Origin of the sequence: Streptomyces virginiae, assembly GCF_041432505.1 — a bacterium.
Taxonomy (GTDB): domain Bacteria; phylum Actinomycetota; class Actinomycetes; order Streptomycetales; family Streptomycetaceae; genus Streptomyces; species Streptomyces virginiae_A.
Map to the genome: position 1 here is coordinate 2,241,196 of NZ_CP107871.1, position 13,819 is coordinate 2,255,014.

Sequence of the window (13,819 nt, forward strand, 5' to 3'; positions counted from 1 at the left end):
GTCCGGGATAAGGTCGGTCCACGAAGATCCGGAGGGCGGGAGCGGTGGCGGGAGCAGCACGGCGGCGCGACGGGCAGGTCGCCCAGGAGCGGATGCTGGAAGAGGCCATGGCGGCCATCGCCGAGGACGGACTGGCCGCGCTCACCATGTCGGCGCTGGCCGAGCGGCTCGGCACCAGCGGCGGCCACATCCTGTACTACTTCGGCAGCAAGGACCGGCTCCTGCTGGAGGCCCTGCGCTGGAGCGAGGATCAGCTCACCGGGGAGCGCCGGGCGCTGCTGGGCCGCAGGGTGACCGCGACGCGCAAGCTGGACCAGTTCCTGGAGCTCTACCTCCCCGAGGGCCCCCGCGACCCGCGCTGGACGCTGTGGATCGAGCTGTGGGCCCGTACCGCCTCCAACCAGCCGCTGAAGGCCGCCCAGGAGGAGATCGACGACAGCTGGCAGCGGGACCTGGAGGCGCTCTTGACCAAGGGGGTGGAACAGGGTCGCTTCGCACCCCTGGACGTGCCCGCACGGGCCTCGGAGCTGCTCGCCCTGCTGGACGGCCTGAGCACCCGCGTGGTGCTGGGCCAGCGGGGCGCGGACCGCACCCGGGCCCTGGAGCAGGCCCGCTCGGCGGCGGCCCTGCTCGTCCCCCGCACCTGAGACACGGGGCCGGCCGGCGCTTCTCGCTGCGACGGTCGGGAAACTCCCCCATTTCCCGACCCAGGACTCGGTCCACCCGGTCGACCCGACGGGCCAATTCCACAACCGAAAGCGGAAGCCTCCGCACCAAAAGGCCTTTCACGACGTCCGGGCATCCGTTCACGCCCGTTCACGCCCGCCCGCTCCATGACGCGCCCCCTTGACCAGGGCATATGCGGGAGAGGCAAAGGCTTTTTCGGGCTCGTGAAGGCATTCACAACAATTCCGCCGGAAGTGCGCCCTACCGCGCTCCTCCCCCAGCGCGCACAATCGCGGTGACGACTCACATCGACCGTGAAGGAGGGAGCGCGTGCGCAATCAGGTGCGCACAGCGGACGGGCGCGCTCTGACCGTGGAGCGCTGGGGCGACCCCGACGGCAAACCCGTCTTTCTGCTGCACGGCATGCCCGGCAGCCGCCTCGGCCCGGCCCCCCGGGGCATGGTCCTCTACCAGCGCCGGATGCAGCTCATCGCCTACGACAGACCCGGCTACGGCGGCTCCGACCGCCACGTGGGCCGCACCGTCGCCGACGTGGCCCAGGACGTGGCCGCCATCGCCGACGCCCTCGGTCTGGACACCTTCGCGGTCGCCGGCCGCTCCGGCGGCGCCGCCGGCGCGCTCGCCTGCGCCGCCCTCCTCCCGGACCGGGTCACCCGGACCGCGACGATGGTCGGCCTCGCCCCCCGGGACGCGGAGGACCTGGACTGGTTCGCCGGGATGGCCGCGTCGAACGTGCGGGAGTACACCACCGCCACCGACGACCCGGAGGAACTGGCGGCCCGGCTGATCCCGCGCGCCGCCGGCATCCGCAAGGACCCCGGCCGGCTGCTGGACGAACTGCGCCGGGAGCTGACCGACAACGACCGCATGATCGTCTCCGACGCCGGTCTGCGGTCGATGCTCCTGCGGAACTACCGTGAGGGGCTGCGCCATTCGGCGTACGGATGGATCGACGACGTCCTCGCCTTCAGCCGCCCCTGGGGCTTCGACCCGGCCGACATCCGCTGCCCGGTGCTGATCTGGCACGGCGAGCTCGACGTGTTCTCCCCCGTGGGCCATTCCCGTTGGCTGGCCCGCCGCATCCCCGGGGCCACGACCAACATCGTTCCCTCCGCCGCGCATTTCGCCGCCCTGCGCGCACTGCCCGACGTACTGAACTGGCTGCTGCGCGACCTGCCGACACCGGACCTCACCGAACAGCAGCCCGCGTAGGGTCGGTTGCCCTCCCGCACGTCCATGGGCCACCCCTTGCCCGCCCGAGGCAATCCCAACTTAAAGGCAATGAGCACGAGTTGCGAACGGCACATGTCCTTGTGAAGTCCACGCCTCCGGACCCGCCGCCACCCGACAGGTGTGCCCCACGAGCCGTGGAGGCTGTCCCATGACCCTGCACATCGACGACGTCGGCCTGCTCGTCCTCGCCGTCGGGCTCCTTGTCGGCCACGCCACCTACCAGCACACCGAGGCGGCCGCCGGGGCGGCCTCCAAGGGGGACATCGTCGGCGCGATCGCCGCCGCCGCGGTGATCACCGCGCTCTTCCCGCCGTTCGGCGGGGGCGGTTCCGCGTCGGCCGGGCCGGACTCCCGGCCGGCGGGACACGCGCTCACATCACACCAGGTCAGCGGGGTGCGGCCGGCATAGGTCCGGACCGGCCGAGGCCATCGCCCGAACCTCTCGCGATGAAAAGGATCATTCCTTGCGGCAAACGGCCGAATCCGCCCTCTTGAGAAATACGCCGCGCAATGCATGGAAGTCGTGACCAGGCGTCATGTCTCGTGTTGCCAAGGGGGACTGTCCTAGTAAAGTCCCTGCTTGACAGCAGCGTGTAGCCGTTGTCATTCACATGTCCATTCCACATGGCTTCCCCAAGGACGGTGCCGTGAACACTTCAGCATCCCCCGCGACCAGCTCGGTCAAGGCCCACCGGGTCCCGCTCGGCAAGATCGACGTCCACACCGCGGCCGCGGCGACGACGCTCGGTCGTGTCCTGCCGGCCGAATCCGCTCGTCCGGTTCAGGCACCGATCTTCAACTCCGCGCTCTGACCCGAACTCCGCGCTCTAGACTGGTGGAATGACCGGCCTGATCCCATTTCGCGAGATCGTCCTGAAAGTTCACAGCAGATGCGATCTTGCTTGTGATCATTGCTATGTCTACGAACACGCAGATCAGAGCTGGCGAGCCCGGCCGAAAGTGATCTCCCCCGAGGTTATTTCGCATACCGCGTCCAGGCTCGCCGAACATGCCCGTGACCATGCACTCCCCTCCGTCACGGTGATTCTCCATGGAGGGGAACCCCTGTTGGCGGGCACCGCCCGGCTCCGACTCGTGTGCGAGGAGTTCACCCGGGCCCTCCACGGCATCGCCGACCTCGACCTGCGGATCCACACCAACGGGCTCCAGCTCAGCACCCGTTACCTCGACCTCTTCGACGAGTACGGCGTCCGGGTCGGCATCTCCCTCGACGGGGACCGCGCCGCCAACGACCGCCACCGTCGCTTCGCCGACGGCCGTACGAGCCACCCGCTGGTCCTGGCCGCCGTCGCACTGCTCCGCTCCGAGCCGTACCGCCACCTCTACCAAGGTCTGCTCTGCACCGTGGACGTGGCCAACGACCCCGTCGCCGTGCTGGACGCGCTGGTCGAACTGGAGCCCCCGCGCGTGGACTTCCTCCTCCCCCACGCCACCTGGGAGACACCTCCCGCCCGCCCCGACGGCGCCCCCGACGCGTACGCGCGCTGGCTGCTGCGGATCTTCGACCACTGGGACCGCCTGGGACGCCCGGTACCCGTACGGCTCTTCGAGTCCCTGCTCTCCACCCTGCGCGGCGGCCCCAGCCTCACCGAATCGCTCGGTCTCGCCCCCACCGACCTCGTCGTCGTCGAGACCGACGGGACCCTGGAACAGGTCGACTCCCTCAAGAGCGCCTTCGAGGGGGCCGCGGCCACCGGCTTCAACGTCTTCGACCACGCGTTTGACCAGGTCGCGGCCCATCCCGGGGTCCGCGCCCGGCAGCTGGGCCTCGCGGGCGTCAGCGACTCGTGCCGCCGCTGCCCCGTCGTACGTTCGTGCGGGGGCGGGCTCTACACCCACCGCTACCGGGACCGGAACGGCTTCGACAACCCCTCCGTCTACTGCACCGACCTGCGCGAACTCGTGGACGGGGTCGAAGGCCGCACCGCGCCCCGGGAGACCGCGCCGCAGCTGTCCGACCCCGCCGAACTCGCCCGCTCCCAGGAGGAGCTGACCCGGATCCTGCTGGCCCGGCTGCACGCGGACCTCGCCGCCGACCCCGGCTGGGCACACGCCTGGGAGCTGCTGACCGCCGTGGAGCGGGCCGGGGAGGCGGGCACGGACGCGCTGGACGCCGTACTGGACCACCCCTTCACCCGGACCTGGATCCTGGCGGCCCTGGACGCCGCCCGCGACGGCAGGCAGGACGCCCCGGAGGCGGCGCGCAGACTCACCGCCCTGGCGGCCGCGGCCGTGCTCCGCGGCGGGCTGGACCTGCCGGCCGAGGTGGCCTACCGGGACGGCGAGGTGTACCTGCCGACGCTGGGGTTGCTGCGGCTCGGGGAGCCGGGCACGGAGGGCCGCGCCGCGCTGCACGTCACCGACGAGGGGTACGCCGTACGGGACGGTCGCGCCGAGCACCGCTTCGGGCCCACGGCGGGGGACGCCCGCTGGCAGCCCGTACGCACCTGGTCGCCCGGGCCGGACGCGGCGCCGGTGGCCCTGGAGGACCTCGACCCGTACCGCAACTGCTTCCCCCGCCCGCCCAGGCTGCGCCTCGGCGCCGGGGAGGCCGAGGAGTGGCGGGGCAGGCTGGACCGGGCGTGGGCGCTGCTGCACAAGGCGGTGCCGGAGTTCGCCCGCGCGGCGGCCACCGGGCTGACCACGCTGACCCCGCTCGCGGGCGGCCCGCGGTCGGGCGGCTGGGGTGAGGCCGGGCGGCACGGGCCGGGGGCGCTCGGGGTGCCCTACGCGGCGGGGGTGCGGGAGACCGCGCTGGCCCTGCTGACCGGGCGGCGGCGGACCCGGCTGCGGGCGCTGACCGAAGTGACCGACCTGTACGCGCTGGACGGTGAGTGGCAGCACCCCTCGCCGTGGCGGGAGCGGCCGGTCCCGGTGTCCCGGCTGCTGGCCGACGTGCACGAGCGGGTGGCGGTGGAGGCGTACCGGCGGGCCACGGCGACGCCCGAGCCGGGCGGAGCGGAGCGGATCCACCGGGCGCTGGACCGGCTCACGGAGGCGGCCGAGCTGACCGTCACCGGAAAGAGCCTGGTCGCGGAGCTGCGCTACGAGCTGAAGACGGTCGACGCGTGACCGCGCCCTCCCCTGCGTCCTTCTCGGAGCCGGCCTCGGCGCCCTCCCCCGCACTCGGCAGGCTCCGGCTCGCGGTGCAGTTACGGCTGGCCGGGGTCCGCCCCGGCATGCGGCTCCTGGTGCACTCCTCCCTCGGCGGTACGGGCCTGCGCGCGGAGCTGTTGCGCGACGCCCTGCGGGGTGTCCTCGGGCCGCGCGGCACCCTGGTGGTCCCGGCGTTCACCCCGGAGAACTCCACGACCTCCACCGCGCACCTGGAGCGGATCCGCGGTCTGGACGAGGTCGGGGTGCGGGCCTTCCGCGAGCGGATGGCCGCCTTCGACCCGGCGAGCACCCCGAGCCTCGGTATGGGCTCCCTCGCCGAGGCCGTCCGCACCGCGCCGGGCGCCGAGCGCAGCGCCCATCCGCAGACCTCCTTCGCGGCCCTCGGGGCGGACGCGGAGCGGCTGTGCGCAGGTCATCGTCTGGAAAGCCATCTGGGGGAAGAGACACCTCTGGGAAAGCTGTGCTGGGAGGGCGGGCAGGTACTCATGATCAATGTGGGGTTTTCGGTCTGCACCGCTTTCCATCTCGCGGAGTACCGAATTCCGAAGCCCCCCTTGCGCATGTACGAGTGTGTGGTGAAGGTGAACCTTCCGGGGCCGCAAAGGCACCGGCAGGAGGGGGAGTGGACCGCATACGAGGACGTCGCGCTGGATGACAGCGATTTCGCGGTGATCGGTGACGCGTTCCCGGATTCACGGGTGCGCAGGGGGCGGGTGGGAGGCGCGTCGACCATGCTCTTCTCCCTCCCGGAGGCCGTCGATCACGCCCTTGACTGGATGACTGAAAACAGACGCTGATTGACTGAACGATGAGGGGATGTGGCGAAGCAGCTCCGGAATGATGTTTCTTCGCTTCGCATCTTCGGGACGGGGGTCGTGTGCCCGCATCAGGGGAGCCGTACTTTTTTCTCAGTTACGCACATACACCGAGGTTCGGGGCCGGGGGCCCCGACCCGGACATGTGGGTCGAGCGCCTTTTCCGTGATCTCTGCGGGCATGTCATGGCGCTGACGGACCTGCGCGCCGGGTACGACGTCGGGTTCATGGACCGGGAGATACGCAGCGGCGAGGGCTGGTCCGAACGGCTCGCCCGGGCACTCGCCAACTGTCGCGTCTTCGTTCCCCTGTTCTCGCCGCGGTACTTCGCGAGCGAGATGTGCGGGAAGGAGTGGTTCGCCTTCGCGCAGCGCGCCGTCCAGCACGGCGCGGTCAGCAACAAACAGGCCGAGGCCATCGTGCCCGCGTTATGGGTGCCGGTGCCGCCGGAGCAACTCCCGGGACCGGCCGAGCGGTTGCAGTTCAACCACAACACCTTCGGCGAGCGCTACGTCACCGACGGCCTGTACGGGCTGATCAAACTGCGCGGTTACGCCGAGCAGTACGAACACGCCGTGTACGAACTCGCCCGGCGCATCGTCCAGGTCGCCGAGACCGCCCACCTGGACCCCATCCGCCCGCTGGACTACCGCAACGTACCGAGCGCCTTCGGCTCCAGCGGCAGCCCGGCCCGCACCCTGCACGTGACCGTGGCCGCCGCCTCCCGGCACGATCTGCCCGAGGGCCGCACCCCCGAGTACTACGGGGACAGCGCGCTGGAGTGGAATCCGTACCATCCGGTCGCCCAGCGGCCCATCGCCTATGTCGCCGAGGACCTGGTCAAGAACCTCAACTACCAGACCACCATGTCCTCCTTCGACGACGAGGCCGGGCACCTCGACAGCAAGCAGCTGCCGACCCGGCCGGAGATCCTGATCGTCGACCGGTGGGCGGTGGAGGACGAGCAGCGACGCCGGCGCCTGGCCGCCTTCGACCGGGAGCCGAGGCCGTGGGTCAACGTGGTCGTGCCGTGGAACCGGTACGACCATCAGAGCCGGTCGAAGGAGAACGAGCTGGCCGACCGGCTGGAGCACACCATGCCCAAGACGATGAGCCAGGGCCGGGCCGCCTGCCGGGCCGCCGCGAACGGCGTGGCGAACGTGGAGACCCTCGGGCAGATCCTGCCGCAGGTGGTCGAGGCCGCCGCCCAGCAGTTCCTCAGACACGCGCAGCCGTATCCGCCCAAGGGCGACACCTCCATCGAGCGGCCCCGGTTGCTGGGGCCGATGGGGATGAACGGGCCGCCCGGGCCGATGACGCCCCGTGCCCCCTTCCCACCCGACTCCGACCGGCACCGGGCAGGGCCGGCGGGCGCCGGCCTCCACGACAACGACGACAACGACACCGACCGGGGGGACGCGGATGACAGCGAGCAGTGACAGCGACAGCCGTGACGGACGCATCGTCACCTTCTACTCGTACAAGGGCGGCACGGGCCGCACCATGGCGCTGGCCAACACCGCCTGGATCCTGGCGGCCAACGGCAAGCGGGTCCTCGCCGTGGACTGGGACCTGGAGGCGCCGGGCCTGCACCGCTTCTTCCACCCCTTCCTGGACCCCTCGACGCTGGGGGCCACCACCGGCGTCATCGATCTGATCAGCGAGTACGCCTGGGCGGCGACCAGCCCGGTGCAGCGGCCCGACGACTGGCACAAGGACTACGCGCGGATACAGCCGCACGCCGTCTCGCTCACCCCGGAGACCCACGGCTGGGAGTTCCCGGACGGCGGCACCCTGGACTTCGTCTCGGCCGGCCGGCAGAACCGCGAGTACTCGGCGACCGTCTCCACCTTCGACTGGGACAACTTCTACGACCGGCTCGGCGGTGGGCTCTTCTTCGACGCCTTACGCGCCGACATGAAGCGGAACTACGACTACGTCCTGATCGACAGCCGCACCGGCCTGTCGGACATCGCGGACATCTGCACGGTCCACCTCCCGGACATCCTCGTCGACTGCTTCACCCTGTCCGACCAGTCCATCGACGGCGCGGCCTCGGTCGCCCGCCAGATCGACGAGCGGTTCAACGACCGCGGCATCAAGATCTACCCGGTCCCGATGCGCATCGACGAGGGCGAGAAGGAGAAGGCCGACGCCGGCCGGGCCCTGGCCCGGATCAAGTTCGACCGCTTCCCGAACGGCCTGGTCGGGGACGAGCTCACCTCCTACTGGGGCGCGGTGGAGATCCCGTACCGCCCCTACTACGCCTACGAGGAGACCCTGGCCACCTTCGGCGACGAGGCCGGGCTCACCAACTCCCTGCTCTCCGCCTTCGAACGGCTCACCACCGTGGTCACCGAGGGCCACATCACCTCCATGCCGGTCATCGGTGAGGAGGTCAGGCTGCGCATCCGGGACGCCTTCACCCGGCGCCGCCCGGCGCTGCCCGCCGACCTGTTCCTGTCGTACGTCGCCGAGAACCGGATGTGGGCCGACTGGATCGAGTCGGTGCTCACCCGGGCCGGTTTCCGGGTCGTGCCGAAGGACGTCTCGGCCGAGCGGGTGCCGGGAACGGCCGCCGGGGACACCCTCGGGGGCGCGGGCATCAGCATCGACACGGCCGCCCGGACCGTGGTGCTGCTCTCCACGGCCTACCTCAAGTCGGCCCGGGCCGTGGACGTGTGGGAGCGCGCGGCCGCCGAGGACCCGACCGGGGGCCGGCGCCAGCTGGTGCCGCTGAGGGTGGGCGACGTACGGCTGTCCACGCCGTACATCGACCGCAACCCGGTGGACCTCTTCCGGCTCGACGAGGTGCACGCCACCACCGCCCTGCTGCGTGCGGTGGAGCGGCCCATGGCCCTGCCCGACAGCATGGGCAGTGCCTCGCAGCCCGGTCCCCGCTTCCCGGGGACCGTCCCGAAGATCTGGAACGCGCCACCCCGCAACCCCGGCTTCACCGGGCGCAGCATCGTGCTGGAGCGGATGCGGGACCAGCTCGGCGGGGGCATGGCCGTGGTGCTGCCGCAGCCGCAGACCCTGTTCGGGCTCGGTGGTGTGGGCAAGACCCAGGTGGCGCTGGAGTACGTGCACCGGTTCATGGCCGACTACGACCTGGTGTGGTGGATCTCCTCGGAGCAGACCGACGACGTGGTCGCGGCGCTCGCGGAGCTGGCGGTACGGCTGGGCGCGCAGACTGGTGAGGACATGGCGGCCGCCTCGCAGGAGGCGATCGACCTGCTGCGGCGCGGGGTCCCCTCGTCCCGCTGGTTGCTGGTCTTCGACAACGCGGACGATCCCGAGACGCTCAAGCGGTTCTTCCCGCCGGGCGGGCCGGGCCATGTGCTGGTGACCTCCCGCAACCAGTCCTGGTCGCAGTACGGTGACGCGCTGCCGGTGGACGTGTTCCTGCGGGAGGAGTCCATCGAGCACCTCCAGCGTCGGGCGCCGGGGCTCGGCAAGGACGACGCCGAGCAGGTGGCGGTGGCGGTGGGTGACCTGCCGCTGGCCGTCGAGCAGGCGGGTGCCTGGATCGCGGAAACGGCGACGCCGGTGTCCGCGTACCTCGAGCAGCTGGCGCAGCAGGCGGCCCGCGTGCTGGCCCTGAACCAGCCGCCCGGATACCCGGAGCCGGTGGCCGCCACCTGGAACATCTCCATCGAGCGGCTGCAGTCGCGGTCCCCGGCGGCCGTGCGGCTGCTCCAGCTGTGTGCCTTCCTGGCGCCCGAGCCGATCTCCGCGAACCTGCTCTACAGCAAGGAGATGATCGACGCGCTCAAGCCGTACGACTCCTCGCTGCAGGAGAAGTTGGTGCTGGGGCGGGTGATCCGGGAGATCGGCCGGTTCGCGCTCGCCAAGGTGGACCAGGTCAGCAACAGCATCCAGGTGCACCGGCTGGTGCAGGCGGTGATCCGGGCGCAGCTGAGCGAGGAGGAGCAGCGCGAGGCCCGGCACGCGGTCCACCGGATCCTGGCCGGGGCCCGGCCGGACGACGACGAGCCGATCGACAACCCGGAGACGTGGCCGCGGTTCAACACGATCTGGTCGCACCTGACCCCGTCGGAGGCCCGGTACTGCAAGGAGCCGGAGACGCGCCGGCTGTTGATCGACCGGGTGCGGTACCTGTGGAAGCGCGGCGATTTCAAGGCCGCGTACGCGCTCGGCGAGGAACTGCGCGAGGCGTGGAAGGAGATGCTGGGCAACAACGACCTGCAGTACCTGTACCTGCGCTTCCACCTGTCGAACATCCTGCGTTCGCAGGGTCGGTTCGTGGAGGCGAAGGAGTTGGACGAGGTCACGCTGGAGCGGCAGAAGGCGGTGCTCGGCCCCTCGCACCCGCACACGTACATGACCATGAGCGGTCTGGCGAACACGCTGGGCGCGCTGGGTCATTACGGCCAGGCGATGGAGCTGGCGACCGAGGCGCACGAGGGCTTCAGCCAGATCTTCCACGAGGCGCACCCGCGCACGCTGGCCGCCGCGAACAACCTGGCGTTGAACCTGCGGCTCGTGGGTCAGTACACCAGGGCCCGGGAGATCGACCAGGAGGTCCACGACCTGCGGACGGAGGTGCTCGGGCCGGAGCACCCGTACACGCTGTCCTCGGCGCAGAACCTGGCCCGCGATCTGCGTGAGGTGGGCCGGTACGAGGACTCGGTGCAGTTGCTCAGCCGGACGTACGAGACGTACAAGCGGACGCTGGGGCGGGCGTTCCCCGGCACCCTGTCGGCGGCGAAGAACCTGGCGGTGTCGCTGCGCCGGGCCGGCCAGTTGGAGGACGCCCTGCGGCTGACGACGGCCACCCGGGCCCGCTACCGGGCCAAGTACACCTCCGTCAACCCGGACCTGTTGTCCTGCGAGCTCAACCTGGCCTCGGACCTGTTCGCGACCGGAGATCCGGGCGGGGCGCGGGACCTGGCGCAGGAGGTGGTGGACGAGTACATGAAGGTGCCGGGCGAGCGGCATCCGTACACCTTGGCGGCCGTGAACAACCTGGCGGTCTTCCACTGGGGCACGGGCGCGGCCGAGACGGCGGAGACGATGCTGCGCCAGACGATACGGGGGATGCGGGACGTGCTCGGCGACAACCACCCGCACACGGTGTTCGCGCACCTCAACCTGGCCAACACCCGGGCGGACCTGGGTGATCCGGAGGGCGCTCTGGAGCTGGAGCGGCTCGCGGTGATGCGGCTGCGCGAGGCGCTCGGGGCACATCATCCCGAGACCCTGGCGAGCAGCTCCAACATGGCGGTCAGCCTGGACTCGATGGGTCGCAAGGAGGAGGCGGCCCGGCTGCGGGCGGAGGCGGTGTCCGAGCTGACCCGGCTGCTCGGCGAGGACCACAGTCTGACCCGGTACGCGCGCGACGAGCGGCGGGTCCATCGCGACCTGGAGCCTCTCGCCGTCTGATCCGACGGAGGGCGGCGGGGGCTCCGCGACCGCGGGGGCCCCGCCGCCCGCCACCCGACAGCAGGGGGGCGCTGTGACCGACAGCATGACCTTTCGAAACGAGGACCTGCCGGCCCTCTTCCACCACACCGACCAGGCGGCGATCTCCCGGCAGCGGGAGTCCACGCAGGCCACCCGGGCCCAGTTGCTGCTGCTGGTCCTGGCAGCGGCGGCGGCCGCTCTGCCCGCCGGGCCGAAGCTGGGCTCGATGTACTTCTTCGGGCTGCTGAGCGTGCTCGCGTACGTGGGGGTGCTGGGCGTGGGGATGCGCGCGACCCGGCGCCGGGCCCGCCCGCAGTGGCAGCTCAACCGTAGTGCGGCGGAGTTCATCAAGTCGCTGGCCTGGCGGTACGCGGTGCACGGGGCGCCGTTCGGCAGTGAGGTCGCCGCGCCCGAGGCGACGTACCGGACCCGGCTGGAGGCGGGTCTGGCCGAGCTGCGGAAGATGGGCTGGGACGATCCGCGGGTCGCCGGCGCGGTGCCGGAGGGCGGGGAGATCACCGGCGCGATGGAGCGGCTGCGCGGGATGGACTACCAGGCGCGGCGCGAGACGTATGTCCGGGACCGGCTGATCGAGCAGCGCAACTGGTACCGGCGGCGGACGGAGGTGTCCCGGCGGGCGACGAACCTGTGGTCGTGGACGATCGTGCTGCTGACCTGTCTGGCACTGCTGTTCGCGCTGCTGGGGTCGTTCGGTTCGGGCCCGGGGCCGAGGCTGACCGCGTTGTTGAGCGCGGCGGCGGCGGCCGGGATCGCCTGGAACGAGGTGCGCCGTCATCATCCGCTGATCGAGGCGCACTCCCTGATCGAGCAGGATCTGGCGGCGATGATGGTCGTGATGCAGACGACCATCACGGAGTCGCAGTGGCCGTCGTCGGTGTACGAGACCGAGCGGTACGTGTCTCCGCAGCACACGGACTGGCTGGCCCGGCACAGCAGTTGACGGTGGGGGCGTGGCTCAGTCGCGGGTCACGCCCTCGCGCCAGATGACGGTGACCGGTTTGCCGAGTGTCCGCGCGTAGGCGACGATCTCGGCGGTGCCGCCGTGCCCGCGGGCGGGCTGCCCGTCCCAGACGGCGACGAGCCGGTCGCAGGAGTCGGCGATGTAGGTGCCGGCGGCGTAGTAGGCCTCGTCGGTGGAGCGGGCGAAGTCCATCCGGACCTCCTGCGCGGCCCGGTTCTTGAGGCTCCGGTAGCGGGCGAGGGCCTCGGGCTCCTCGAAGGCCTCCTCGTAGTCCCCGCTGGGGATCACCACGGTGAGGTCGGCGCCGTGTTCGAGGGCGATGGTGGCGAACAGCTGGTCCGCCCCCTCGGCGAGGCTGGAGAAGGCCTCCAGCGGTCCTTCGTGGCCGCCCAGTACGGCCCGCAGGGCGCTCTCCACATGGCCGAGCACCGAGTCCGGAATGGCTCGGTGCCCGGTCACGCCGATTCGTTTCATGCAGTAACCAGCCTCCCCCGTGGACATGGCCGCCCGGAACATCCTCCCAGAAGGAGGGAGGACGTCCAGGGGTGCGGCGGGGGCACGTGAGTCACCGTCAGTAGACGCTGACCCCGTAGGCGTTGAGGGCTTCGACCACGGGCTGGAAGAAGGTCGTGCCGCCCGAGGAGCAGTTGCCGCTGCCGCCGGAGGTGAGGCCGACGGCGCGGGTGCCCGAGTAGAGCGGGCCGCCGCTGTCGCCGGGTTCGGCGCACACGTTGGTGCGGATCATGCCGTAGACGACGTCGCCGCCGCCGTAGTTGACGGTGGCGTTGAGGCCGGTGACCCGGCCGCTGTGGATTCCGGTGGTGGACCCGCGCCTGGTCACCGACATGTTGACCGTGGCGTTCACGGCGCTGGTGATGTCCTGGCCGCCGACGGTACCGGGGGGCACCGGCGTGTTGCTCGCGTACTTGATGAGGCCGTAGTCGTTGGTCGGGAAGCTGGATCCGACGGTGGAGCCGACGACGGTGGTGCGGGCGGAGTTGCTCCACCAGGTGCCCGCGCCGTCGGTGCAGTGCCCGGCGGTCAGGGCGTAGTACGTGCTGCCGCTGCGTACGTTGAAGCCGAGCGAACAGCGCCAGCTGGTGGCGTAGATGGCGTCGCCGCCGGAGACCAGTTTGGTGAGCTTGCCGGGGATGCGTTCGATGCGCAGTGCTCCGGCGTCCGCTCCGGCCTCGCGCTTGATTTTCGCGATTCCGGCGTCGGAGACCGTGGAGTCGGCGGAGACCACGAGGGTTCCGGTGGCGGGGTCGGTGTGCCAGGCGGTGCCTCCGACGTTGGCGCGCAGGACGGATGCGCCGGCCGAGGCGAGTCGGTCGGCGCTGAATCCGCCGCCGTCCTGGGGGTCCGCGTTCGCCGCAGTGGGGACGGCGAACGCTGCGGCGGCGGCCAGGCCGGTGGCCGCCGCGAGCAGCCTGGTACGGGTCATGCGCTTGATCCTCACTTCTCGTCCTCCTGGAGAGGGTCGGGGGCCGGCGGTTGTGGGGGTGCCAGAGCCCGTGAGGCGCAGCCGGGGGCACGG

11 protein-coding genes are annotated in these 13,819 nt (G+C 71.2%); 9 read left to right on the forward strand and 2 right to left on the reverse strand.

The features are described 5' to 3' along the window. Positions 1-44: 44 nt before the first annotated feature. From OG624_RS10520 to OG624_RS10560, 9 genes are all read left to right on the forward strand, one after another. Positions 45-647 (forward strand): TetR/AcrR family transcriptional regulator, encoded by a 603-nt coding sequence (locus OG624_RS10520; RefSeq protein ID WP_033224993.1) that lies wholly within the window; start codon positions 45-47, stop codon positions 645-647. 349 nt (positions 648-996) lie between these two features. Beyond that, positions 997-1,899, forward strand: a complete 903-nt coding sequence (locus tag OG624_RS10525) for an alpha/beta fold hydrolase (protein WP_033224991.1) — start codon at positions 997-999, stop codon at positions 1,897-1,899. A 169-nt stretch (positions 1,900-2,068) separates the two neighbouring features. After that, the gene (locus tag OG624_RS10530) at positions 2,069-2,329 is read left to right on the forward strand and encodes a hypothetical protein (RefSeq protein ID WP_371639351.1); all 261 of its coding nucleotides are present in this window, start codon (positions 2,069-2,071) and stop codon (positions 2,327-2,329) included. 238 nt (positions 2,330-2,567) lie between these two features. Next, entirely contained in the window at positions 2,568-2,732 is a 165-nt protein-coding gene (gene fxsA, locus OG624_RS10535; RefSeq protein WP_063734217.1) for an FxSxx-COOH cyclophane-containing RiPP peptide, read from the forward strand. A gap of 28 nt (positions 2,733-2,760) precedes the next feature. After that, positions 2,761-5,013 carry a radical SAM/SPASM protein FxsBH, inactivated beta-hydroxylase extension form gene (gene fxsBH, locus OG624_RS10540; RefSeq protein WP_208869419.1) on the forward strand — a complete coding sequence of 751 codons (2,253 nt, stop codon included), beginning with the start codon at positions 2,761-2,763 and terminating at the stop codon, positions 5,011-5,013. Positions 5,014-5,120: 107 nt separating this feature from the next. Next, entirely contained in the window at positions 5,121-5,855 is a 735-nt protein-coding gene (locus OG624_RS10545; RefSeq protein WP_371640845.1) for an AAC(3) family N-acetyltransferase, read from the forward strand. 80 nt (positions 5,856-5,935) lie between these two features. Continuing rightward, the gene (locus OG624_RS10550; RefSeq protein ID WP_326747758.1) at positions 5,936-7,312 is read left to right on the forward strand and encodes a TIR-like protein FxsC; all 1,377 of its coding nucleotides are present in this window, start codon (positions 5,936-5,938) and stop codon (positions 7,310-7,312) included. Continuing rightward, on the forward strand, positions 7,296-11,279 hold the full coding sequence (gene fxsT / locus OG624_RS10555; protein ID WP_371639352.1) for an FxSxx-COOH system tetratricopeptide repeat protein: 3,984 nt from the start codon (positions 7,296-7,298) through the stop codon (positions 11,277-11,279). Before OG624_RS10550 ends, fxsT begins: the two co-directional genes overlap by 17 nt. Positions 11,280-11,364: 85 nt before the next feature. Then, positions 11,365-12,261, forward strand: a complete 897-nt coding sequence (locus OG624_RS10560) for a DUF4231 domain-containing protein (RefSeq protein WP_033225031.1) — start codon at positions 11,365-11,367, stop codon at positions 12,259-12,261. Positions 12,262-12,276: 15 nt separating this feature from the next. Here the strand turns inward: OG624_RS10560 and OG624_RS10565 are convergent, their stop codons facing one another. After that, a complete protein-coding gene (locus OG624_RS10565) occupies positions 12,277-12,756 on the reverse strand; it encodes a hypothetical protein (RefSeq protein WP_033224987.1) in 480 nt (159 codons plus the stop codon). A gap of 97 nt (positions 12,757-12,853) precedes the next feature. Further along, positions 12,854-13,741, reverse strand: coding sequence for a S1 family peptidase (locus OG624_RS10570; RefSeq protein WP_033224985.1), 888 nt, complete (start codon positions 13,739-13,741; stop codon positions 12,854-12,856). Positions 13,742-13,819 lie beyond the last annotated feature (78 nt).

Excerpts from the sequence above, each read along its gene's own strand:
- OG624_RS10530 (WP_371639351.1), top strand. The coding sequence starts at position 2,069 with ATGACCCTGCACATCGACGACGTCGGCCTGCTCGTCCTCGCCGTCGGG.
- fxsBH (WP_208869419.1), top strand. The coding sequence starts at position 2,761 with ATGACCGGCCTGATCCCATTTCGCGAGATCGTCCTGAAAGTTCACAGC.
- OG624_RS10545 (WP_371640845.1), top strand. The coding sequence starts at position 5,121 with ATGCGGCTCCTGGTGCACTCCTCCCTCGGCGGTACGGGCCTGCGCGCG.
- fxsT (WP_371639352.1), top strand. The coding sequence starts at position 7,296 with ATGACAGCGAGCAGTGACAGCGACAGCCGTGACGGACGCATCGTCACC.
- OG624_RS10560 (WP_033225031.1), top strand. The coding sequence starts at position 11,365 with ATGACCTTTCGAAACGAGGACCTGCCGGCCCTCTTCCACCACACCGAC.
- OG624_RS10565 (WP_033224987.1), bottom strand. The coding sequence starts at position 12,756 with ATGAAACGAATCGGCGTGACCGGGCACCGAGCCATTCCGGACTCGGTG.